The sequence below is a fragment of the Geminicoccaceae bacterium genome (genome assembly GCA_020638465.1).
Taxonomy (GTDB): Bacteria; Pseudomonadota; Alphaproteobacteria; order Geminicoccales; family Geminicoccaceae; genus JAGREO01.
This window is the reverse complement of record JACKIM010000002.1, coordinates 575,145-596,969: the sequence shown is the minus strand read 5'-3', so window position 1 is coordinate 596,969 and position 21,825 is coordinate 575,145. Positions and strand designations below refer to the sequence as shown.

Genomic DNA, 21,825 nt, shown 5'->3' with positions numbered 1-21,825 from the left:
CCGGTTCGGATGCTCGTGGATGCATATGGATTATATTACGTTGTTTTATAATGATTTTATTGGATATCAGCGGACATCGGCGGACGGTACAAAATTGATACACCTCGGACTTTTAATCCGCGGGTTCAGGGTTCGAGTCCCTGGGCGCGTAACCGGTGCAAAAGTCCGGGCGGACTGGATTTTTGAGGCTTGATCTGCGCGCATGGAATAAGAATATGTTCTCGATTCCCAAGAGCGATGGGACGTGATTCAAGTTTGTTATGTCCAAGCCCAATGCCACCAACCTCGCCACACTCGGCCTTGATGATCTCCGCGATTTGGTTGCGGCGCTGCTGGAGCGCGTCGCTTTGCTGGAGGCGGAGAATGCAGCATTGCGGGATGAGATTGCCCGGCTCAAGGGGCTGAAAGGGCGGCCGAAGATCAAACCGTCGGGGATGGCAGCGAAGGCCGGAACATCGACGGCCACAGGCAAGCGAGGCGGCAAGGGCAAGCGGGGTGGTTCGTCGAAGGCCAGCCGGCGGGTTCCTGTGGTGAGCGAGGAGCAGAAGCTCGGGGTTGAGGCGCCGCCCGGCTCGCGGTTCAAGGGGTATGAGGATTTTGTCGTGCAGGATCTGCGGCTGGAGAGCCGGGTGATCCGCTATCGCCGGGAGCGCTGGATGACGCCGGACGGGCGAACGGTGACAGCGCCGTTGCCCCAGGGCTTGTGCGGGCATTTCGGGCCTGAACTGGTGCGGTTCATCATTCTGCAGCACGTCCAGGGCCAGGTCACGACGGAACGCTTGACGGCGATGCTGAACGAGATCGGCATCGTCATTTCCAAGTGCCAGGTCATCCGGCTGTTGAACAATGATCCAGGCGATTTGCATGACGAGGCCACGGAGCTGTTCCGCGCCGGTCTCGAGAGCGCGAAATGGATCACCGTCGATGACACCGGCGCCCGGCATGGCGCCAAAAACGGCTTCACCACCCAGATCGGCGATGACCGCTTCACCCACTTCGCGACGACGTTTTCCAAGAGCCGGGTGAATTTTCTCGAACTGCTGCGCGCCGGTCATGGCGGTTATGTCCTCAATGACGACGCCTTCAGCTACATGCGCAAACATGCGCTGGCAGGCTCCGTGATCGCCCGGCTGGAGGCGCATGACACCAGGACATTCGCCGATCGCGGCGCCTTCTCGGCCCATCTGGGCGAACTCGGTATCGATCAACTCGATGTTCACCCCGACCCGGTCAAAATCGCCACCGAGGCCGCACTGTGGGGCAGCATCCACCACCACGGTCTGCTGAACGATACCGTCATCGTCTCCGATGGCGCCGGACAGTTCCGCGTCGGCCAACATGCACTCTGTTGGGTTCATGCCGAGCGCCTGATCCACAAGCTCGTCGGCTTCAATGAAAGCCAAAGACGTGCCATCGATCTCCTCCGCCAGCTCGTCTGGTGGTTCTACGCCGATCTCAAGGCTTACAAACAAGCCCCGCAAAGGTCGCGAGCTGCCCAGCTCCGTGCCCGCTTCGACCGCATCTTCAAGCGCAAGACCGGTTTCGCCACCCTCGATCGCCTGCTCGCACGCCTGCATGCCCGCAAACCGGAACTCCTCCTGGTCCTCGACCGCCCCGAAATCCCCCTGCACACCAATGGCTCCGAGAACGACATCCGCTGCCACGTCACCAAACGCAAGATCTCCGGCGGCACCTGGTCCGATGCCGGCCGTCAGGCACGCGATACCCTGCTCGGCTGCATGAAAACCTGCCAGAAACTCGACGTCTCCTTCTTCCAGCTCCTCGGCCACCGACTCGCCGTACCATACACGACAGAAATCCCACCACTCGCCCAGCTCGTCACCGCCGCCAAGGTCTGATCGCCCGGACTTTTGCACCGGTTACCTGGGCGCGTACCAAGTCATTGAAATACTTGACTATTTCTTGGTTGAAAGTCTGCGTATCCAACTCAACCTTCAACGTATTCAACTTTTCGCCGCGGACTGCTCAAAATCCGGCCTCCCGGTTCTCCGGCGAGACGGCACGGAAATGCTCTCTCGCGGGCTTTGCTAACGTTATAGCCTTCCGGCTGATTTTTTGCTACATCTCGCGTAGAGTGGCTGAGCGGGGGAATATGATGCATTGTCCGAAATGCGGTTCGGAGGTCCGGACGAAGGCGGGGTTTATCGGTGAGGTTCAGCGTTGGCTGTGCAAGTCGTGCGGCTGCAAATATACGCGCAGTACGAGGCACGGGATGGGAGACGGGATCAGACGTCGGGCGTTGCAGCTCTATCTCGAGGGCATGGGCTTTCGCGCGATCGGGCGGGTTCTGGGTGTTTCGAATGTCGCCGTTCTCAAATGGATCCGGGCTTTTGGCGAGGAGGTCGAGCGGATGCGCAGGCCCGGTCCGCCGCCGAAGATCGCGATGATCGACGAGATGTGGCACTTCGTTCATGCCAAAAAAACGAATGCTGGCTGTGGATATCGATGTGTTATCTCACAAGATGTATCCTCGGCGTTCATGTGGGCGGACGAAGCGCCGACGACCTGAAGAGCTTTCTCAAATCGTTTCCCCAAGCCCAGGGGCGCATCACCTTCACCGACGATCTCGCCGCCTACGCGGCCGTGCTGCCGAAAGGCGCCCATTTCACCGGCAAGATGCACACGCAACGGCTCGAAAGCCTCAACGCCAACGTCCGTCATCATCTCGCCCGATTCCGCCGCAAAACACGATGCACCACCAAATGCCCGCGCATGGCCTACCTCTCCGCGCTGCTCTTCATGCAGGCGCATAATAAAAAGCTATTTAGTTAGCAAATCCCTCTCGCGGGCAACCGCCCGTGAATGTCAAAAGCCAGTCAAATAAATTGGCTCAGTTCGCAGTAAATATCCCCCGGCAGAGCCGGGGGCTTTGGTTGAGAGCCGCTCAAAGCGGCGGTTTGCGGCGCTGCGCGGCCGCAATCTGTTCGCCGCCTGAAGGCGGCATGTTCAGGGTAACAGCGCGAGTTGATCGAGCCGGCGATCTTCCTTCTCCTGATTGCGAATGTAGTCGCGGATGACCGTTTCGTCTCGCCCGACCGTGCTGACAAAATATCCTCTTGCCCAGAAATGTTGGCCAACGAAATTGCGTCGGCGTTCGCCATAAACACGGGCTAAGTGAATGGCGCTCTTCCCTTTGATGAAGCCGACGACATTGGAGACAGCATATTTGGGGGGAATGGCGAGCATCATGTGGACGTGATCCGGTAGCAGATGACCTTCTATGACCTTGCTCTCCTTTTGTTTGGCTAGCTGTCGAAAAACCGCGCCGAGATGTGGGCGCAGGCCTGTATACAGCGTCTTGCGTCGGCATTTCGGGATAAAGACGACATGATATTTGCAGTCCCAAACGCTGTGACTTAGGCTCTGATACGTGTCCATCGCTGACGTTCCTTCCGTATGCGTGGTGGCAAACGAAAGAAACCCGGCGATGGACTGCCGGAAACGTCAAACTCGGGCTGCCGCCCCGGCATAGCCGGGGGATCTCCTATTTTAGTTTAGCTATTGTTCATGCTATGTCCCTATAAATTTGGGAGAACCGACTGATGCGCAACGAGGAATTCGAACTCCTTCTTTCGATGGTTGCTCGCCTTGACGTTGAGCAGAAACAGCGGCTCGAAGCGGCGCTTGCCGGTGGCGGGGACGAGGCGGTGGTGATCGGGCTTCTGGAAGCTCGCCTTGGCCCGGAGCCAGCCTGCCCGCATTGCCGGGCGGAAGGTTCGCGGCCGTGGGGCAGGAGTCACGGGTTGCGGCGTTTTGGTGTGCGACCTGCGGCCGGACGTTCAACGCGCTGACCGGCACACCGCTGGCGCGCCTGCGCAGGAAGGCGCAATGGTTGAGCTTCACCGCCTGTCTTTCCCGAAGTGACACTGTTCGCAAGGCAGCGAAAGTGTGCCGGGTGGCGGTGGCGACGAGCTTTCGCTGGCGGCATCGCTTTCTTCGGGCGGGCGTGGCCGATGCCGAGGCGCTTTCGGGTATCGTCGAAGCCGACGAGACCTTCTTCCGGCGTTCGTTCAAGGGGTCGCGGGGGCCTGTCAGGACTTTCGTGTACGGGCCATGATGATGGAAAGAGAGGAACCATCACATGCCTGCACGCAAGAAGCCTGTTTTGTCGGATGAACTCGTCGACCAGTTGATGGCCGGCCGTGACCCGTCGACGATGTTCGACAAGGGTGGGTTATTGGATGATCTCAAGCGCTCGATCGCCGAGCGGGCTTTGAATGCCGAGATGGACCATCACCTAGCCGCTGAGGTGGCGGATGGTGGCAGCAATAGCCGCAACGGCTATGGCAAGAAGACGGTGATCACGGACAGCGGCAAACTGGGGATTGCCGTGCCGCGGGATCGCCTTTCGACTTTCGAGCCGCAGCTCATCGCGAAATATCGCCGGCGACTGCCGGGCTTCGACGAAAAGATCATCTCGATGTACGCCCGCGGCATGACGGTCCGTGAGATCCGCGGTCATCTGGACGAGATTTATGGCGTTGACGTCTCCCCCGAGTTGATCAGTGCCGTGACCGACGACATCCTGGACGAGGTTGCCGAATGGCAGAACCGGCCGCTGGAAAGCCTTTATCCGCTGGTTTTTTTCGACGCCTTGAGGGTCAAGATCCGTGACGAGGGAATGGTCCGCAACAAGGCGGTCTATGTCGCGCTCGGCGTTCGGCTCGACGGCCAGAAGGAGATCCTCGGGCTCTGGATCGAACAGACAGAGGGCGCGAAATTCTGGCTGCGGGTGATGAACGAGCTGAAAAACCGGGGCATCGAGGATATCCTGATCGCGATCGTCGATGGCCTGAAGGGGTTTCCGGAGGCGATCACGGCCGTGTTCCCGCAGACCCAGGTCCAGACCTGCATCGTTCATCTGATCCGCAACTCATTGGATTTCGTCAGCTACAAGGACCGCCGGGCCGTCGCCGCCGAGCTGAAGACCGTCTACCGGGCCAAGGACGCCGACGCCGGAATGGCGGCGCTGGAGGCGTTCGATGCTGGAATTTGGGGGCAAAAATACCCGGCCATTGCCATGTCCTGGCGTCGCAACTGGCAGGCCGTCATTCCGTTCTTCGCCTTTGCCGACGACGTTCGCCGGATCATCTACACCACCAACGCGATCGAAGCCCTGAACAGCAAACTGCGCCGCGCGGTGCGAACCCGTGGTCATTTCCCGAATGACGAGAGCGCCATGAAGCTGCTCTTCCTGGTCTTGAACCTGGCCGAAAAGGAGTGGAGAATGCCGCCACGCGAATGGGCCATGGCCAAGGCACAGTTCGCCATTCTCTTCGAAGACCGCCTCCGGGCCGCCTGAAAATCATGATCAATTCATCGCCCGTACACGAAATTCCTGACAGGCCCGCGCCGATTGCCGCCCCAAACGTCGCGGGCGCGCCCGAACCGACGCGCTGCCGAGCGACGCCTACGCCGAGGCCAAGCCGCTGCCTCGCATGGGGCGGCCGCCGAAACACGATCCTGAAACATGGACCGTCATCGACGACTGGCCCGAGCGTGTGCCTGTCACCGACGCCGAGATTGACGTGTTTAAGGCGTGGTTCGGTGATCTCTTCGATGAACTGTTCGGGCCGTCCCTATGACCTGAGAAGGAGACACATGTCATGACCGTGCCGTTACGCGCCGCCCTTTACCTGCGTGTCTCGACGGCGCGGCAGGCCGAGCATGACGTGTCGATCCCTAACCAGCGCCGACAGGGCGAAGCCTATTGCGAACAACGCGGCTATCAGCGTGTCGAGACCTTCATCGAGGCTGGGGCGTCAGCCACCAACGACAAACGCCCCGAGTTCCAGCGCATGATTGAGGCTGGCACAATGAGGCCCGCCGCCTTCGATATTGTCGTGGTCCATTCGTTCAGCCGGTTCTTCCGCGATCACTTCGAGCTGGAATTCTACGTCCGCAAGCTCGCCAAGAATGGTGTCAGGCTGGTGTCGATCACACAGGAAATGGGCAATGATCCGATGCACGTCATGATGCGGCAGATCATGGCGCTGTTCGATGAATACCAGTCCAAGGAGAATGCCAAGCACGTCTTGCGGGCCATGAACGAAAATGCGCGCCAGGGTTTCTGGAACGGTGCGCGTCCGCCCATTGGCTACCGCACTGTCGCCGCTGAGCAGCGCGGCGCGAAGATCAAGAAGAAGCTGGAAATCGACCCGCTCCACGCTGACACCGTGCGGATGATCTATCGTCTGTTTCTCGAAGGCGACGGCACGTCCGGCCCTCTGGGCGTCAAGGCCATCGCCAGTTATCTCAATGAGCACCGCTTCTTCACCCGCGATGGCGGGCGTTGGGGGCTGGCGCAAATCCATGCCATCCTGACCCGCACCACCTATATCGGCGAGCACAGGTTCAACACGCGGTCGCACAAGAACCGGGAAAAGAAACCGGAGAGCGAAGTCGTCATCACGGCGGTGCCACCCCTGATCGAGCGCAAGGTTTTCGAGGCAGTGCAAGCGCGCCTGAAATCACGCAATCCCATGGTGACGCCCGCGCGTGTTTCCAGCGGCCCGACGCTGCTGACCGGCATCTGCTTCTGCGCCAAATGCGGAGGCGCGATGACCTTGCGTACTGGTCGGGGCAGCACAGGCCGCACATACCGCTACTATACCTGTTCGACCAAGGCGCGGCAGGGCCAGACCGGCTGCAAGGGCCGCACAATTCCGATGGACAAGCTGGACCGTCTTGTCGCCGACCATATCGCGGATCGCTTGCTCCAGCCGAAACGACTGGAAACCGTTCTTGCGAACGTCATCGACCGCCGACAGGAACGCGCCGAGCGTCGCCGTAAACACCTCGCAGAGCTTCACAGGCGAATCACGGATGCCGACCGGCGGCTTGGCCGCCTCTATGACGCCATTGAATCGGGCATGGTCGACAAGGATGATGAGATGGCGAAGGAGCGCATGGCCAGCCTCAAGGCATTGCGCGATCAAGCCACGGCAGATGCGGAGCGCACACAAATCGCCCTCGAAAGTTCAGGCAATCAGGGTGTCACCCCCGATATGCTCAAGAGATTCGCAAGCAAAGCCCATGAACGGATGAACCTCGACAATGGCGGCTATCGGCGGGACCATCTGCGCGCGCTGGCGCAGCGTGTCGAGGTTGCCGACGATGAAGTGCGGATCATGGGATCGAAGTCTGAACTGCTGCGAACGCTCGCCGCCGCTTCAAGCGAAAAATCGGCGGCATTCGGCGTTCATACTTCTGTACTGAAATGGCGCGCCCGACAGGATTCGAACCTGTGACCCCCAGATTAGGAATCTGGTGCTCTATCCTGCTGAGCTACGGGCGCCTACGGGGAGTTCTATAGCAGTGGGTTGGCAAAGGCGGCAACTGGTTCGGTGCTTGGCCATGGAGGTTGCGGGCTTCATGTGTTCGTGGGGTCATCCAGGGCCGGCGGCGGGATCGGGGCAGCAGATCGTGCGCATCGTCGATGTCGACGACGCGGCTCAGCTTGTGGCGGACGATGGATCGAGGTTGAGGCTCGCACACATCGAGTTTCCCAAACGGGAAACCGGAAGCAGGCATTGGACTGTCGCTCGACCCGAAGTGCTGGATTGGCTGCGGTCACGCGTCGTCGGCCAAGAACTGACGCTCGACCCGGCAAGGTCGTCCTTCGATCGTGGCGGCAGGATGCTGATCGATATTTCCATTGATGAAGGGCAGCCGCTGGTGGCGGAATTGCTCGCCGAGGGGTTTGGAATCCTTCGCCCCGACCTCGGTACCGTCACCGATCCCGAAAAACTGCTGGCCGCCGAGAAGCAGGCACGTGGGCGCAGGTCCGGGATATGGGCCGGGGGACTTGCCGGGCCTGTCGATCATGACGATGCCGGCAGGCTCATAGGCCATTACGGCCTGGTAACGGGACGGGTATTGCAATCGACGCCAACCCGTTATTACGTTTACTGCAATTTCGGAAAACGCTGGCGCGAGGATTTCACCGTGCGCATCCCGACAGAGGCCGCCAGACTGTTGTCCCGGCAGGGACTCGACGTCACGAAGCTTGGCGGGCGCAAGGTGATGGTGCGTGGCTGGCTGTTCGAGGAGGACGGACCCATGATCGAAATGACCAACCGCCACGAGATCGAGATTCTGGAATGACGGGTCTGCGCGTTCGCGCCGCCACTCTGGCACTGGTTACAATTCTGGCACCACTGGCCGGATGCTCGACCTCCCGGTCGGACGGCAGTCTCAGCCTTGCGACCGGTGACATCAAGGATGACATCCGGGAGGGACAGCAGGAACATCCCAGGATTCTGCAGCAATACGGCGGTGCCTATGATGACCCGAGGCTGCGGGCGTATGTCGACATGATCGGCAACAGGATGAAGAATGTCTCCGAATACAAGGACATCCCCTTCACCTTTACCCTGCTCGACAGCGATATCGTCAATGCGTTCGCCCTGCCTGGCGGTTATGTCTATGTGAGCCGCGGTCTGCTGGCGCTGGCCGATGACGAAGCCGAGGTTGCCGGCGTGATCGGCCACGAGATCGGCCACGTCACCAGCCGGCATGGTGCGGAGCGCCAGACCGCAACGGCGATCGGCGGCATTCTCAATGTGCTGGGTACCGTCGGTGGAGCCATACTCGGTGGCGATGTCGGTGCGCAACTCGGTTCGCAACTGGGACAGGTCGCCGTCAGCGGCGGGCTGGCGCAATATTCGCAAAGCCAGGAGTTCCAGGCCGACAAGCTGGGGGTCCGCTATCTTGCCCGGGCGGGCTATGACCCCGGCGCCATGGCTGATTTCCTGGAAGCACTTGAAACAAGCGCACGGCTCGAAGCGAAGCTTGCCGGTCAATCGGCTTCGGCAAGCAACATCGATCATTTCTTCGCGTCGCATCCCTACACGCCGGATCGGGTGGTCCAGGCACGAGAACGGGTCACCGAGCGCGGAACGCACGGAGACGAGCGCGACCGGAGCCGCTTCCTGAGCGAAATCGACGGCATGGTCTATGGCGAGAGCCCGCAACAGGGATACGTCCGTGGGCGCGAGTTCATCCACCCCGCCCTGCGCTTCCGCTTTTCGATGCCGGAGGGGTATACGCTCCAGAATACCGCATCGGCGGTCTTGGGCCGCGGGAACAAGCGGGTGATCATCTTCACGATGGGCCAACGCTCATCGAACGAGCCCCTCACGCGATACGCTGCCGAAGGCTGGGCAGACATGAGCCGCATGAACGATGTCGAACGCCTGAGGCTCGACAGCGGCCTTGAGGCCGCTGTCGGCTATGGTCCGGTCAAGATGCAGGATGGCACGGCCGAAGGAGGCTTTGTCGTCATCGGGGACGGTGGAAGTCAGGTCTATCGCTTCGCCCTGCTCACTGCCGATTTCGGGAGTGCGGACCGTCGCGCACTGATCTCGACCGCCCAGAGCTTCGCGCGCATGAGCAGCACGGAGGCGGCAGGGTTCAAGCCGCTGCGCATCAGGATCGTCGAGGTGAAGAGTGGCGACACCATCGACAGTCTTGCCCGCCGCATGGAGGTTGAGAAATTGCCCCGCGAACAGTTCATCATGATCAACGGGTTTGATCGTGGACGCGAGTTGCGCGCAGGCGACAAGGTCAAGCTGATCGTTCGCGGATGAAGCTGCCCGGAACCCGGACATATCGAAGCCGTTCGGAACTGGTTGCGAGCAGGGGCTTGAGGCATGTCCCGACCGGATGACATCGTTGCATCGGAAACAATGCCGGTGCCTCCATGTCAATGGACGGTAATGCGCTCGATCGTGGATTGCGGTATCTCGTAGAGCTTGCGCAGGGCGGCTTCGAATTCGAAGAAATAGAATTCCGAATCCTCCACACGAACGAGGTGAAGCTCGCGTACGGGTTGACGGGCTTCCATTTCCACCTTGTGCTTTTGCTCGTGGTGTCGCGCCAGTCTTTCGCGGATCGAGGCAAGAGAGGTCATGGCTGTTCCTTTTCAAGCATGTCAGCGGCGTGTCGTCGTTGTCTTCCACACCTGATGATAATAGGTCATCGAATGAGACGCTTGCGTGACGCGTATCACTCTGCCGACCATTCGCGTGACCGATGTCACCAGGCGTTCTGACCTCCTTGAATACCCTACTATTGGTTGAATATCCACAAGGCTGTTGACCCAGACGTGCTACAACACGTCCAGTTAAGAAATTCTGAATGTGTAGCCGACCGCTTCATTAGGTATGGCGCAGGCATACTCGATGACAGAAGATGGGCACCACCCGTAGGGGGACAGGGGTCCATGGATGCAGGAGGAGCATGGTGAAGGCAGTTATCGAGAAAATCGATGCCGATTTCGAAGACAGCGTGGCGCGTCTTTGTGAACTGTTGCGCATTCCGAGCATTGGCACCGATCCGGCCTACGATCCCGATACCCGCCGCGCCGGAGCCTGGCTGGCCGAGCAACTGGCCGGGCTCGGTTTCGAAGCCAGGCTTTGCGAGACGCCCGGACAGCCCATCGTCCTGGCCACATACAAGTCGGCCGGCGACAGTCATCGCCACCTGCTCTACTACGGTCATTATGATGTCCAGCCCATCGATCCCGTCGAACTGTGGGATCATCCGCCGTTCGAACCCACGATTGTCGACGGACCTGACGGTCGGCGTGTCGTGGCACGCGGTGCGGTTGACGACAAGGGACAGGTGATGACCTGGATCGAGGCGTTCCGGGCGTGGATCGCCATTCACGGCTCCCTGCCCTTCGACATCACCGTGATGATCGAGGGAGAGGAAGAAGGAGCCAGCGTCAATCTCGAACCGTTCATGCGCGAGCATTCGGATGTCCTTCGTGCGGATGTCGCGGTCATTTCCGACACCGGCATGCCCGGACCGGACCGTCCGGCCGTGACGACCATGCTTCGCGGCATCGTCTACACCGAAGTCACTCTGACCGGCCCTTCCCACGACCTGCATTCCGGAATGTACGGTGGTGCCGTAGTCAATCCCCTGAATGCGCTGGTCGATCTCCTTGCCGGACTGCACGACGGGAATGGCCGGGTGATGCTTGACGGCTTCTATGATGGCATCGTCGAAATCGGCGCCGATCAGGTGAGCGACTGGCAGAAAAGCGGCTTCGATGCCGAGGCTTTCCTGGCGACCGCCGGACTGAAGCATTCTCATGGCGAAGCCGGCTACAGTGTGCTGGAACGGATCTGGGCCCGCCCGACACTCGATGTAAACGGCATGTGGGGCGGATATATCGGCGCCGGCCAGAAAACCGTCATTCCATCGAAGGCCTCAGCCAAGATAAGCTGCCGGTTGGTGCCCGGTCAGTCCCCGGAGAAGGTGCTTCAGAGCATCATGACCTATTTCGAGACGAACAAGCCCGAGGGAACGACGGTCACCGTGGCGGATCTCGGGCTGGGTTCGCCGATACTGGTTTCGAAGGATACCGAGATTGTCGGCGCGGCGCGACGTGCGGCAAGCCGGGTTTTTCCCAACGAGGCGGTAACCATCGCTTGCGGCGGGTCGATCCCGGTCGTGGCGTCGATCTCCGGAATTCTCGGGATGGATACATTGCTGCTGGGCTTCGGACTCGACGACGACAGGGTTCACAGCCCGAATGAGAAATTCGACCTGATCTGTTTCGAAAGGGGCATCAAGACCCACGCCTTGCTGCTGGATGAACTTTCTTCACAGTGACAGGGTCGTCGATCAGGGAAATTCGCATGACACCGACAAGTAACCTGAACGGGAACACGGAGGTCGCGAGCCGACCATCAACGTGCCGTTAACGATTCGTTAACCTTGTGCCTTCAGGATGAGGAAGCACAGACCGTTCCATCTTCAACCGGAGTGTGACCCATGCGAATTGCATCCATGCCGGGTCCGAGCCGTGCGGAGCGGCGACAGGCGCTGAATCGCACGGCATCGACGGGCGCAAATGCATTTTCCCAGAGTGCGGCGCGCACGCAAGGCGCAACGCAGGCACCGGTGGAGCTGGCAGGTGCCGCTCCCCTGGCATCCCTGGGGTCGATCATCGCGGCCCAGGGTGCCGAAGACGTCGAGGAACGTCACGAGCGGGCCAGACAGCACGGCAGCGACACACTGGACATGCTGATGGAGCTGCGCGATGCCTCGCTCGGGCTGGGGGTCGCAGCATACAATCCTGACCGCTTGCGCCAGCTCGTTGAAACCGGCTACGAGGCGACGGGCGATGCCCGCCTCGACTCGACGCTGAACGAGATCGACATCCGGGCTGCGGTCGAACTGGCGAAGATCGACCGCGAGGTCTGATCGCGACCGCCCGTACGGAACCCCGTCAGTTCATGCAGTTGCCGCCATCGACATTGAGCGTCTGGGCAACGATGTAGTCGGCATCGGAACTGGCCAGGAACACTGCCGCACCGACGATATCCCCGGGATGTCCCATGCGGCCGTAGGGGACCGCCTCGCCTACCTGTCTTTTTTTCTCGCCAACTGGTATATTTTCATATTTGGCAAACAGCCCGTCGACGACGTCCCACATGGGAGTATCAATGACGCCGGGGGCAATACCATTGACGTTGATACCATGCTTGATGAGCCCCTGCCCCATCGACTGGGTAAGGCTGATGATCGCAGCCTTGGTCGCACAGTAGACGGCGACCAGGGCCTCGCCGCGACGGCCGGCCTGACTGGCAAAATTGACGATCTTGCCCCCCTTGCCGCGTTCCACCATGCGTGCGGCCACCGCCTGGCTTGTGAACAGGGTGCCCTTGACGTTGATGAGGAACTGCCTGTCATAGCTCTCCTCGGTGATTTCGAGGAAAGGCGCCATGTCGAAGACAGCCGCTCCATTGACAAGAATGTCGATGCCACCGGCGACATCGACAACCCTTTCGACCATGTCATCGATGGAACGTCGGCTGGTGACGTCGAGCCTGACACCGATGCCACCGATCTCGCGGGCGGTAGCTTCTGCCTCCTCGGCCAGAATGTCGGCGACGAAAACCCTGGCTCCCTCTTCGGCATATCGCCGGCATATCGCTGCGCCGATTCCGCGTGCGCCGCCCGTGACGACAGCAACCTTGTCCTGCAACTTCATTCCTCGTCCTCCTACCAGCAGGTATAGCCGCCGTCGGCGACGACAATGGAGCCGGTGAGCAGGCTGGAGGCATCACTGGCAAGGAACAGGACTACCGATGCGATTTCATCCGGTTCCCCGCAGCGATGCATCGGGGTCATCTCCATCCAGGTCGGATACCACTGCGAATTCTCGATCCCACCCTTTGTCATTTCGGTCACGATATAGGTGGGTGCCACGGCGTTCACTCGAACTCCACGCTGGGCCCATTCTCCCGCCAGCGACTTCGTCAACATGTGGACGGCGGCCTTGGACGCATTGTAATGGGATTGTTCCTGGGGCTTGTTCGAGGCGATGCCGGACATCGAACCGATATTGACGATCGCACCGCGGCCGGCTTCCAGCATGTGCCGACCGAATGCCCGATTGCACCAGTAGACACCGTTCAGATTGATGTCGATCACCCGGTTCCAGTTCTGGTCGCTACAGCTCTCGCCCTTGTCATTGCTGGCAATACCGGCATTGGCGACAAGGATATCGAGGCGCCCCATCTCCTCCCTCAGGCGGTCGGCAAGCGCGGTCACATCGTCCGGTTTCGTGACATCCAGCAACTCGAAGCGCGCGTCGTGCCCCTTGCCTCGAAGTTCTTCCGCCGCCGTCCGGCCAACATCGGCGAGAATATCGGCAATGACGATGCGGGCTCCGTTCTCGGCCAGCGCATGGGCTGTCGCCAGCCCGATTCCGCGACTGCCTCCGGTAATGACGGCGACGCGATCGGCAAGATTGTATTTTTCCAGATACATGATGCTGTTTCTCCCCTGTGGCTCATCATTCAAGAACAAGGCTTCGCCCGAGGGCGCTCCTTGATTGACCCTGATGGTACGCCGTCACTATCGTTCAAGCCAAGGTATCTCTGGAATTTCGATCAGGCACGGAAGACGTTTGCGGCAACGATACCGATTGCCGCAAACTGTGCCCGGCCAACTGAGGAAGAAAGACCGATGACCGCACCGATCCATTTCGAGGAGCTCGAGGTCGGCTTCGACGTGCCCGCCGTGCCGGGCATGGACGAAAAGGACATTCAGACGCCATGCCTGATTCTCGACCTTGATGCACTGGAACGCAATATCAGGAAGATGGGAGATTATGCCAGGGCGCATGGCATGCGCCACCGCGCCCACGGCAAGATGCACAAATCGGTCGACGTCGCCAGGTTGCAGGAACGACTCGGTGGCGCAATCGGCCTCTGCTGCCAGAAGGTGTCGGAAGCGGAGGTCTTTGTCCGCGGCGGCATCAAGGATGTGCTGGTGACAAACCAGGTCCGCGATCCTCGCAAGATCGACCGTCTTGCACGACTTCCCAGGTCCGGCTCGCACATCACTGTCTGTGTCGACGATATCGACAACGTGGCGGAACTTTCGACAGCCACGCAGAGAAATGACACCCACCTCGGCTGTCTTGTCGAGATCGACTGCGGTGCCGGGCGTTGCGGCGTGACGACATCGCAGGACGTTGTTGCGCTGGCGAAAGCCATTGATATTGCACCCGGCCTGAGCTTCGACGGCATACAGGCCTATCAGGGTGCAATGCAGCACCTCGACAGATACGAGGACCGCAAGGCGGAGCTCGACATTGCAATCGAGATCGTGGAAAGCGCGGTGAAGGCGTTGAAATCGGTCGGGCTCGAGCCCGGACTGGTTTCAGGAGGCGGCACCGGATCCTATTGCTTCGAGGCCGGTTCGGGCATCTACAACGAGTTGCAGTGCGGCTCCTACGCCTTCATGGATGCCGATTACGGGCGCATTCTCGACAAGGACGGGCAACGCATCGACCAGGCCGAATGGGAAAACGCCCTCTTCATCCTGACCCAGGTCATGAGTCACGTGAAAGCGGACCTGGCAATCTGCGATGCCGGCCTGAAGGCCCAGTCTGTCGACAGCGGCCTGCCATCCGTTTTCGGCCGTGACGACATCCGGTACGTCAAGTGTTCCGACGAGCATGGTGTGATTGAAGACAAGCGGGGCATCCTCAAGGTTGGCGAGAAGCTGCGTCTGGTTCCAGGTCACTGCGACCCGACCGCCAACCTCCATGACTGGTATGTGGGCGTTCGTCACGGAAAGGTGGAAACCGTCTGGCCGATATCCGCACGCGGCAAAATCTATTGAGCGACACATTTCCGCCCGGACCGGGATCGATCCGACCGGGTTGATCGCCAATTTTTCGACAATATCCCCACCACGTGAACTATATTGCCCGCGCAAATTGGTGCGACCGGTGAATAACATGGGCCAGAAATGCCGAACTCTGCAGCTGCCAGACATCGCCAAGTTTCGAATACCGATATTCTTGGCCATATTCACAACATGCTGCCAACATTGTCGAAGACCCAGAGCAAGATTGCCCTGGCCATCTTGTCCTACCCGCGCCAGTTCGTCGGCAAGCCTATCGAGGAACTTGTCTCTTGGATCGGTGTTTCGGCACCGACGATCACCCGCTTCTGCAGGAGTGTGGGATGCGACGGGCTTCGCGACCTGAAGCTGATGGTCATGGAAACCATGAGCATCGGAGCGCGTTATCTCGAAGGATCGACTCCTCCCACCACCTTCGAGGACATGCGCGAGTATACGGTCACCCGGGCCCGGCACGGCCTCGCGATTGCCCTCAGGATTCCGGGAAATGTCATCGAGCAGACCATCGACAGGCTGCTCGCGGCACGGGCGATCTACGCTTTTGGAAGCGGCGGAGTATCCAGCTGGCTTTGCGAGGAAGTGCAGAACCGGCTGTTCCGTATCGGCCTGACCGTCATTCCCTGCCGCGACGGCATCATGCAATCAATGTTCGCAGCAACGACCCGCCGCGAGGACGTCATTCTCTGCTGCTCGCTGGGCGGCAACAACCACGCGACACTCGAGGCGATGCGAATCGCGCACGAATACGGAGCCTACTGCATCGCCATCTGTCCGCCTGAGTCGCGAATCGAAGAGGCCGCCGACCTGGCGATCCCGGTCGACACTCATGACGAGGGGGATGTCCTCTGCCCGACGTCGGCGCGATATTCGATGCTGCTTGCGATCGACATGATCGCCTTCGGCGCCGCCATGCGCAGCCGCAAGAACTCGACGGAATCCCTCCGCCGCATCAAACGCCAGTTCGTCGCCCATATCGATCCGGATCAATGGCGCCCCCTGTCGGATTGATCGAAAAATGAAGATTCTTTCTTCATTCGGTTGAATTTTCAAAGAGAAACTTGCCAATATATCATATATTTTTCATAAAAATGAAATTTTCAGTTGTCAGTCCTGTTGTCGATGGGCAAGTCTGGACAAATCGGAAAGGGCGTTTGCGCCACGGAGCAAAAGAAGCGAAATCAACAAGGAGGTTGCGGCCATGTTCCATCAACTCGATCGCTTTCTCACCTCGCGCCGGCGGATTCTGCAGGGAGGCGCTGCACTGGGGGCGGCGAGCCTGCTTGGAAGGCGCGCACATGCGGCTCCGGCCGACCCTATCGACTTCATCGGATGGCAGTTCCAGCCGCAGATGGTCGAGGAGAATGTCGGCATCTTCATGGATCTCTATGACGAGAACGTCGTTTATGAGCTGGTCAGCGGCGACTATCACCCGATCGTCGAGACCAAGCTGATCGGCGGCCAGAAGATCGACATGCTGTACGCCGAGGAAGATCGCGTGGCACGCTGGAATACGGCTGGCTGGACGCGCGATCTCGAAGGCCTGCCGGGCGTGGACGAGATCAAGGCCGGTCTGTTCCCGGCCTCCCTGTCATCGCTGTCGCTGCCCGATGGCCGGTTCGCGGGCATGCCCTATTACGCCGGGCACCTGGCCTTTCTCTACAATGAGGAAACCCTGGCCAATACCGGTACCGAGGTGCCGGCCAGCTTCGAGGCGCTTCTCGATACCTGCCGCAAGTTCAAGAAGGATGGCGTGTCCGATGCGCCATTCAACGGTGCCTGGGGCCAGAAATGGCCGGAACTGTCATGGTCGCTGTTCGGGTCATGGTATGCCGAGGGGGCGGAAGTCTTCGATGCCGATGGCAATTTCGTCGATCAGCCCGAATTGCGTACCGTGCTCGAGTTCTACCGCACGCTCTATGCCGAGGGGCTCGTCGCGGAAGACATCATGACCCAGCCCAATGAAGGCATTCCGGCCTATTCCTCGGGCCGCCACGTGTTCTGTTTCATGCACGACTACAATCAGAGTGTCGTCAATAATCCCGAATTGTCGAAGATCGCCGGCAAGGTCAGCAACGCCCTGATGCCCGGCAAGACGCATTCCACCTTCGCCTGGACCGCCTGCTATCTGATGGGGGCAGACGCCGATGCCGAACGGGTGTGGAACATGCTGCAGTTCTTCGGCGGCAAGGCCGAGGACGGGCAGTACCACGTCTGCAAGAAGTGGGCCTTGTCGTTCGGTCTCGGTTCCGGCCACAAGGAGTTGATGGCCGACCCGGACGTGGTTGCGAGCTTCAGGAAGTGGCGCAATCTCGATGTTACCAACCAGCAGATCGAGAAGGCCACGGCGCGTTCGGTTGCCAAGGAAATCTGGTTCCCGGAATGGGACCTGTTCATGATGCAGCGTGTCCAGGAATATATCCGCGGCGCCGGTGACACCGACGGGATCGTCGCCCTGCTTGCCGAACAGGCCGAGGCGTTGAAGACCTCATACCAGTAAATAGAGGTTGATCCCAACAGGGGGAAACCCTTGATTACGGTAAAAACAAACAGCCAGGCGGCGGTCGCACGGCCGCGACCGCCGTTGTTTGCCTATCTGTCGGTCGGTCCGACGCTGTCGATCGTCGGGTTGATCGTCGGCTTGCCGCTGCTCTATTCGATCTGGCTGGCATTGCACAAGGCCAACCCGATCACCCGCAAGAACAGCTTTGCCGGGCTCGACAATTTCCGCTTCGTGCTGTCGGACAACAGTTTCTGGAATGCCTTCGGTCGCACGATTCATTTTGTCGGGTTTTCGCTGGTGGGAACAACGGTACTGGGGATCGCGATTGCCCTGGTACTGAACGAGTCGTTTCGCGGCCGGGGTTTCATGCGTTCGGTGATGCTGGTGCCATGGGCGATGGCACCAGTATCCATCGGTGTCTTGTGGTCATTCATCTTCGCCGGTGACATCGGTGCGCTGAACGGGCTGCTGCATGATCTGGGTCTCGGCTTCCTTGCCACTGCCTGGCTCGGCGATGGCGGTCGGGCGCTCAACCTGGTGGCACTGACCCATGTCTGGAACCAGACCCCCCTGACCGCGCTCATGGTCCTTGCGGGGTTGCAGTCGATGCCGGCGAGCCTGCACAAGGCCGCCATGATGGATGGTGCCGGGCCGATCACCCGGTTCTTCAAGATCACCCTGCCCTGGCTGAAGCCGAGCCTGCTGTTCGTGACCATCATCGCCACGATCAATGCCCTGATGGCCTTCGACATCATCTGGATCATGACCCGTGGCGGCCCGGGCGAGGCGACCACCGTCTTTGCCTGGCTCGGCTACGTCTATTCATTCCAGTTCCTGCGCTTCGGCGAAGGTGCCGCGATGCTCTACCTGCTGACCGGCATGTCGTTCCTTCTGGCAATCTTCTACGTGCTTGTGCTCGGCCCGCGCCGGACCAGGCGCCGAGCCGCCGCAGTATCCGCACCCCGGGACGGCGATGTCGCCGTTCGCATCTCGCGCCCCTACAGCATTCCCGCACCGGCGGTGAAGCCACCTCTCCTGTCGCCGGCCGTCCGTGCGACCCTGGGCGGGCTGGGCTTCCGTCTTCTGGTACTCCTGATCTTCCTATGGTCGGCGATGCCTGTCCTGCTGCTCGTGCTGATGAGCGTGACGCCGGCCAGCGACCTGATCCGGATCCCGCCCTCGGTCATTCCCTCGGCCCTGACCTTCGACAATTTCAAGGCAGTCCTCTTTCCTGACGGTGGCACCACCTCGGTTCAGGCCAAGCGTGTCCCGCTGTCGCTGCTCAATTCCTTCATCGTCGGTGCGGCGAGTGTCGGCACCGCTCTCATGCTGACCCCCTTCGCCGGATATGTGTTCGCCCGCTGGCCACGCAGCCGCGTCTTCCAGGCCGGACTGTGGTCGATGCTGTTCACGCGTATGACGCCGGCGCTGACCCTGGTTCTGCCGTTTTTTGTGATCTTCCGTTCAATCGGGCTGATCGACACCCATGTCGGCCTCGTCGTGGCACACCTGTCGATTCTCCTGCCGCTCATCGCCTGGATGATGAAGAGTACTTTCGAGAGTGTACCGCAGAGCCTCGACCGCGCCGCCAGGATCGATGGCTGCAGCTATTTCCAGATGATGTTGCGCGTATTGCTGCCGGTCATCCGCCCCGGATTGATGGCGGCTGCGATCTTCGGCTTTCTTGTCAGCTGGAACGAGTTCCTCTTTGCCGTGATCCTGACATCGACCCCGGAAGCACAAACGATACCGGTCGTACTGTCAGGTTTTCTCGCTCAGGCACGCTTTCATGAATATGGTCCCATGTTCGCGGCTTCCGTACTGTCGGTATTGCCGCCGGTCGTGGTGGCATTCGCTTTCCAGAGATATCTCATCGAAGGGGCGCTTTCGGGCGCCGTGAAGGGCTGAGGAATGTCCGCTTCAATCACCATCGAAGATGTCGTCAAGGACTATGGCGCGACCCGGGTCCTGCACGGGCTCGATCTGGATGTTCGCGAGGGCGAGTTCGTATCGCTGCTCGGCCCGTCGGGCTGCGGCAAGTCCACCCTGCTCTATTGTGTCGCCGGACTGGAGCAGATCAGCGGCGGCCGTATCCTGTTCGACGGCCAGGACGTCGCCGCTCTCAATTCGCGGGAGCGCAACATCGCCCTCGTCTTCCAGGACTACGCACTCTACCCGCACATGACCGTGCGCGAGAACATCGCATTTCCACTGCGTCGGCAGAAGGTCGAGAGCAAGCAGGTCGACGGTCAGATTGCCTGGGCCTCGGAGACCCTCGGGCTGGCCAACCTGCTCGAACGCATGCCCTCCGATCTCTCAGGCGGGCAGCGCCAGCGGGTCGCCGTGGGGCGGGCCATCGTCCGAAATCCCACGGCGCTGCTCATGGACGAACCGTTATCCAATCTCGACGCGGCCCTGCGGGTGCACATGCGCACGGAGATCAAGCGTCTGGCCCGTGATCTCGGTCTCACCGTGCTGTTCGTGACCCACGATCAGGAAGAGGCCATGGTGATGTCCGACCGCATCGCCGTACTGTCGCATGGTCATCTGCAGCAGTTCGCAGCGCCGATGGATGTCTATCGCAATCCCGCCAATCGCTTCGTGGCGGAGTTCATCGGCTCGCCGAAGATGAACCTGTTCCCTTCCACCGACCAGGCCGGAATCCTTCTCGGACTGCGTCCCCACGACCTCAAACCCGCCGACGAGAAAGATGACCCTGACGTCTTCAGCGTGACGGGCGAAGTGGCGCTGATCGAGCCGGCCGGTCCTTTTTTCTTCCTTGACGTCCTGGTGAATGGAGAACTCATCAGGGCGACCACGGACGAGATCGGCGGTCTTGCCAGCGGATCCGAAATCAGGCTCTCAGCGCCGGCCCAGCGGGTTTACCGGTTCAACGAAGAAACCGGGCTGGCAGTCTGATGAACACTCTCTTGCGGCGACAAGAACAAAAAGGAAGCTCCTTTCATGAAATTTGATCTGGTGCTGCGGAACGCACGCGTCATTGACCCGTCGCAGGGTCTCGATGCCGTGCATGACATTGCGCTACTGGATGGCAGGGTCGCCGGAATCGGTCCTTCGCTCGCCGGTACGGGTAATGAAGAAACCGACTTGACCGGCATGATCGTCACACCCGGCCTGATTGACCTGCATACTCACGTCTACTGGGGTGGAACCTCTCTGGGTGTCGATGCCGACGCGTTCGCCCGAGTGTCGGCGGTAACAACCCTCGTCGATACCGGCAGTGCCGGCCCGGGCAACTATGCCGGCTTCAGGAAGCATGTCATCGAGACATCGACGGCACGGATCCTCGCCTATCTCCACGTGTCCTTTGCCGGCATATTTGCCTTTTCCCGAACGATCATGGTGGGCGAAAGCCACGACGCGCGGCTGATGGCACCAAGGGAAGCGGTTGAGGTCGCTCGATCCGATCCGGACAACATCATCGGCATCAAGGTTCGCATCGGACGCCATGCCTCGGGACCATCAGGCATCGACCCGCTCGTCATCGCCCTGCAGGTGGCCGACGTGACCGGACTGCCGTTGATGTGTCATATCGACGAGCCGCCGCCAAGCTACGAGGCGGTGGTCGACATGCTGAGACCGGGCGACGTGCTGACCCACTGTTTCCGTCCGTTCCCCAATGCCCCCCTGACCGGCGACGGCAAGGTGAAGCCCGCCGTGCTGGCAGCCCGCGAGCGCGGCGTGATCTTCGATATCGGGCATGGCATGGGTTCGTTCGGCTGGGATACCGCGCGCGGAATGATGGCCAATGGATTCCCGCCCGATGTCATTTCCTCCGACATCCACGCCCTTTGCATCGATGGTCCAGTCCACGACCAGGTGACGACGCTCTCCAAGTTCCTGCCACTCGGCATGAGCCTTCCCGAGATCATCCGCGCCTCCACCGAGACTCCGGCCCGGGCGCTGCGGCGGCCCGATCTCGGTACCCTGCGCCCGGGATCGGCCGGTGACGTGTCGGTGCTTTCGATGCGCAAGGGAAACTTCGATCTCGTTGACGTGGCCGGCAAGGCGGTCACGGTCGACGAACGCCTGTTCGCCGAGGGCTGCGTGATCGGCGGCAGCTGGTTCAGCAGGGTCGGCGCTGCAGGCGCCGGGGCATGATGGAG

21 protein-coding genes and 1 tRNA gene are annotated in these 21,825 nt (G+C 60.4%); 17 read left to right on the top strand and 5 right to left on the bottom strand.

The annotated features are described in order from the left end of the window. Positions 1 to 260 precede the first annotated feature (260 nt). The 3 genes from H6851_13200 (at position 261) to H6851_13190 (ending at position 2,793) form a co-directional block, all read left to right on the top strand. Positions 261 to 1,859, top strand: a complete 1,599-nt coding sequence (locus H6851_13200) for a transposase (GenBank protein MCB9944559.1) — start codon at positions 261 to 263, stop codon at positions 1,857 to 1,859. A gap of 374 nt (positions 1,860 to 2,233) precedes the next feature. Next, entirely contained in the window at positions 2,234 to 2,530 is a 297-nt protein-coding gene (locus tag H6851_13195) for an IS1 family transposase (GenBank protein ID MCB9944558.1), read from the top strand. Next, complete coding sequence (locus tag H6851_13190) at positions 2,467 to 2,793, top strand: IS1 family transposase (GenBank protein MCB9944557.1); 327 nt, start codon at positions 2,467 to 2,469, stop codon at positions 2,791 to 2,793. Before H6851_13195 ends, H6851_13190 begins: the two co-directional genes overlap by 64 nt. 174 nt (positions 2,794 to 2,967) lie before the next feature. On the opposite strand, the gene tnpA is transcribed toward H6851_13190, so the two are convergent. Continuing rightward, positions 2,968 to 3,399: an IS200/IS605 family transposase gene (gene tnpA / locus H6851_13185; protein ID MCB9944556.1), complete on the bottom strand. Its 432-nt coding sequence runs from the start codon at positions 3,397 to 3,399 to the stop codon at positions 2,968 to 2,970. 164 nt (positions 3,400 to 3,563) lie between these two features. Between tnpA and H6851_13180 the strand changes: the two genes are divergently transcribed. The 4 genes from H6851_13180 to H6851_13165 all read left to right on the top strand — a co-directional run bounded on the left by H6851_13180 (position 3,564) and on the right by H6851_13165 (position 7,271). Beyond that, positions 3,564 to 3,812, top strand: a complete 249-nt coding sequence (locus H6851_13180; protein MCB9944555.1) for a hypothetical protein — start codon at positions 3,564 to 3,566, stop codon at positions 3,810 to 3,812. A gap of 41 nt (positions 3,813 to 3,853) precedes the next feature. Then, positions 3,854 to 4,078: a hypothetical protein gene (locus H6851_13175; GenBank protein ID MCB9944554.1), complete on the top strand. Its 225-nt coding sequence runs from the start codon at positions 3,854 to 3,856 to the stop codon at positions 4,076 to 4,078. A 24-nt stretch (positions 4,079 to 4,102) separates the two neighbouring features. Continuing rightward, entirely contained in the window at positions 4,103 to 5,323 is a 1,221-nt protein-coding gene (locus tag H6851_13170; GenBank protein MCB9944553.1) for an IS256 family transposase, read from the top strand. Between the two features lie 304 nt (positions 5,324 to 5,627). Beyond that, positions 5,628 to 7,271 carry a recombinase family protein gene (locus H6851_13165; protein ID MCB9944552.1) on the top strand — a complete coding sequence of 548 codons (1,644 nt, stop codon included), beginning with the start codon at positions 5,628 to 5,630 and terminating at the stop codon, positions 7,269 to 7,271. Here the strand turns inward: H6851_13165 and H6851_13160 are convergent. Beyond that, positions 7,242 to 7,318, bottom strand: a tRNA-Arg gene (locus H6851_13160). The two genes, H6851_13165 and H6851_13160, sit on opposite strands and share 30 nt — an antisense overlap. A gap of 77 nt (positions 7,319 to 7,395) precedes the next feature. Between H6851_13160 and H6851_13155 the strand changes: the two genes are divergently transcribed. Continuing rightward, positions 7,396 to 8,127 (top strand): thermonuclease family protein, encoded by a 732-nt coding sequence (locus H6851_13155; protein MCB9944551.1) that lies wholly within the window; start codon positions 7,396 to 7,398, stop codon positions 8,125 to 8,127. Continuing rightward, complete coding sequence (locus H6851_13150; protein ID MCB9944550.1) at positions 8,124 to 9,611, top strand: M48 family metalloprotease; 1,488 nt, start codon at positions 8,124 to 8,126, stop codon at positions 9,609 to 9,611. The genes H6851_13155 and H6851_13150 overlap by 4 nt, the downstream gene beginning before the upstream one ends. Positions 9,612 to 9,727: 116 nt before the next feature. Here H6851_13150 and H6851_13145 read toward each other — a convergent pair whose 3' ends face one another. Beyond that, positions 9,728 to 9,934, bottom strand: coding sequence for a hypothetical protein (locus tag H6851_13145; protein ID MCB9944549.1), 207 nt, complete (start codon positions 9,932 to 9,934; stop codon positions 9,728 to 9,730). Positions 9,935 to 10,263: 329 nt separating this feature from the next. Between H6851_13145 and H6851_13140 the strand changes: the two genes are divergently transcribed. Beyond that, on the top strand, positions 10,264 to 11,646 hold the full coding sequence (locus H6851_13140) for a dipeptidase (protein MCB9944548.1): 1,383 nt from the start codon (positions 10,264 to 10,266) through the stop codon (positions 11,644 to 11,646). A 162-nt stretch (positions 11,647 to 11,808) separates the two neighbouring features. Then, positions 11,809 to 12,240 (top strand): hypothetical protein, encoded by a 432-nt coding sequence (locus H6851_13135; GenBank protein MCB9944547.1) that lies wholly within the window; start codon positions 11,809 to 11,811, stop codon positions 12,238 to 12,240. A 25-nt stretch (positions 12,241 to 12,265) separates the two neighbouring features. Here the strand turns inward: H6851_13135 and H6851_13130 are convergent, their stop codons facing one another. Further along, a complete protein-coding gene (locus H6851_13130; GenBank protein ID MCB9944546.1) occupies positions 12,266 to 13,030 on the bottom strand; it encodes an L-iditol 2-dehydrogenase in 765 nt (254 codons plus the stop codon). Between the two features lie 11 nt (positions 13,031 to 13,041). Next, positions 13,042 to 13,812 carry a glucose 1-dehydrogenase gene (locus H6851_13125; protein ID MCB9944545.1) on the bottom strand — a complete coding sequence of 257 codons (771 nt, stop codon included), beginning with the start codon at positions 13,810 to 13,812 and terminating at the stop codon, positions 13,042 to 13,044. A gap of 198 nt (positions 13,813 to 14,010) precedes the next feature. On the opposite strand from H6851_13125, the gene H6851_13120 reads away from it, so the two are divergent. From H6851_13120 to H6851_13095, 6 genes are all read left to right on the top strand, one after another. Next, entirely contained in the window at positions 14,011 to 15,174 is a 1,164-nt protein-coding gene (locus H6851_13120) for a DSD1 family PLP-dependent enzyme (protein ID MCB9944544.1), read from the top strand. 198 nt (positions 15,175 to 15,372) lie between these two features. Then, positions 15,373 to 16,206: a MurR/RpiR family transcriptional regulator gene (locus tag H6851_13115; GenBank protein MCB9944543.1), complete on the top strand. Its 834-nt coding sequence runs from the start codon at positions 15,373 to 15,375 to the stop codon at positions 16,204 to 16,206. Between the two features lie 190 nt (positions 16,207 to 16,396). Then, positions 16,397 to 17,695 (top strand): carbohydrate ABC transporter substrate-binding protein, encoded by a 1,299-nt coding sequence (locus H6851_13110; protein MCB9944542.1) that lies wholly within the window; start codon positions 16,397 to 16,399, stop codon positions 17,693 to 17,695. 33 nt (positions 17,696 to 17,728) lie between these two features. Next, positions 17,729 to 19,606, top strand: coding sequence for an ABC transporter permease subunit (locus tag H6851_13105; protein MCB9944541.1), 1,878 nt, complete (start codon positions 17,729 to 17,731; stop codon positions 19,604 to 19,606). A gap of 3 nt (positions 19,607 to 19,609) precedes the next feature. Then, positions 19,610 to 20,617 (top strand): ABC transporter ATP-binding protein, encoded by a 1,008-nt coding sequence (locus H6851_13100; GenBank protein MCB9944540.1) that lies wholly within the window; start codon positions 19,610 to 19,612, stop codon positions 20,615 to 20,617. Between the two features lie 45 nt (positions 20,618 to 20,662). After that, positions 20,663 to 21,820, top strand: a complete 1,158-nt coding sequence (locus tag H6851_13095; protein ID MCB9944539.1) for an amidohydrolase/deacetylase family metallohydrolase — start codon at positions 20,663 to 20,665, stop codon at positions 21,818 to 21,820. Positions 21,821 to 21,825: the final 5 nt, after the last annotated feature.

Coding starts and splice junctions, on each gene's coding strand:
- H6851_13200 (MCB9944559.1), top strand. CDS start 261: ATGTCCAAGCCCAATGCCACCAACCTCGCCACACTCGGCCTTGATGAT.
- H6851_13195 (MCB9944558.1), top strand. CDS start 2,234: ATGGGAGACGGGATCAGACGTCGGGCGTTGCAGCTCTATCTCGAGGGC.
- H6851_13190 (MCB9944557.1), top strand. CDS start 2,467: ATGTGTTATCTCACAAGATGTATCCTCGGCGTTCATGTGGGCGGACGA.
- tnpA (MCB9944556.1), bottom strand. CDS start 3,399: ATGGACACGTATCAGAGCCTAAGTCACAGCGTTTGGGACTGCAAATAT.
- H6851_13180 (MCB9944555.1), top strand. CDS start 3,564: ATGCGCAACGAGGAATTCGAACTCCTTCTTTCGATGGTTGCTCGCCTT.
- H6851_13170 (MCB9944553.1), top strand. CDS start 4,103: ATGCCTGCACGCAAGAAGCCTGTTTTGTCGGATGAACTCGTCGACCAG.
- H6851_13165 (MCB9944552.1), top strand. CDS start 5,628: ATGACCGTGCCGTTACGCGCCGCCCTTTACCTGCGTGTCTCGACGGCG.
- H6851_13155 (MCB9944551.1), top strand. CDS start 7,396: ATGTGTTCGTGGGGTCATCCAGGGCCGGCGGCGGGATCGGGGCAGCAG.
- H6851_13150 (MCB9944550.1), top strand. CDS start 8,124: ATGACGGGTCTGCGCGTTCGCGCCGCCACTCTGGCACTGGTTACAATT.
- H6851_13145 (MCB9944549.1), bottom strand. CDS start 9,934: ATGACCTCTCTTGCCTCGATCCGCGAAAGACTGGCGCGACACCACGAG.
- H6851_13140 (MCB9944548.1), top strand. CDS start 10,264: ATGGTGAAGGCAGTTATCGAGAAAATCGATGCCGATTTCGAAGACAGC.
- H6851_13135 (MCB9944547.1), top strand. CDS start 11,809: ATGCGAATTGCATCCATGCCGGGTCCGAGCCGTGCGGAGCGGCGACAG.
- H6851_13130 (MCB9944546.1), bottom strand. CDS start 13,030: ATGAAGTTGCAGGACAAGGTTGCTGTCGTCACGGGCGGCGCACGCGGA.
- H6851_13125 (MCB9944545.1), bottom strand. CDS start 13,812: ATGTATCTGGAAAAATACAATCTTGCCGATCGCGTCGCCGTCATTACC.
- H6851_13120 (MCB9944544.1), top strand. CDS start 14,011: ATGACCGCACCGATCCATTTCGAGGAGCTCGAGGTCGGCTTCGACGTG.
- H6851_13115 (MCB9944543.1), top strand. CDS start 15,373: ATGCTGCCAACATTGTCGAAGACCCAGAGCAAGATTGCCCTGGCCATC.
- H6851_13110 (MCB9944542.1), top strand. CDS start 16,397: ATGTTCCATCAACTCGATCGCTTTCTCACCTCGCGCCGGCGGATTCTG.
- H6851_13100 (MCB9944540.1), top strand. CDS start 19,610: ATGTCCGCTTCAATCACCATCGAAGATGTCGTCAAGGACTATGGCGCG.
- H6851_13095 (MCB9944539.1), top strand. CDS start 20,663: ATGAAATTTGATCTGGTGCTGCGGAACGCACGCGTCATTGACCCGTCG.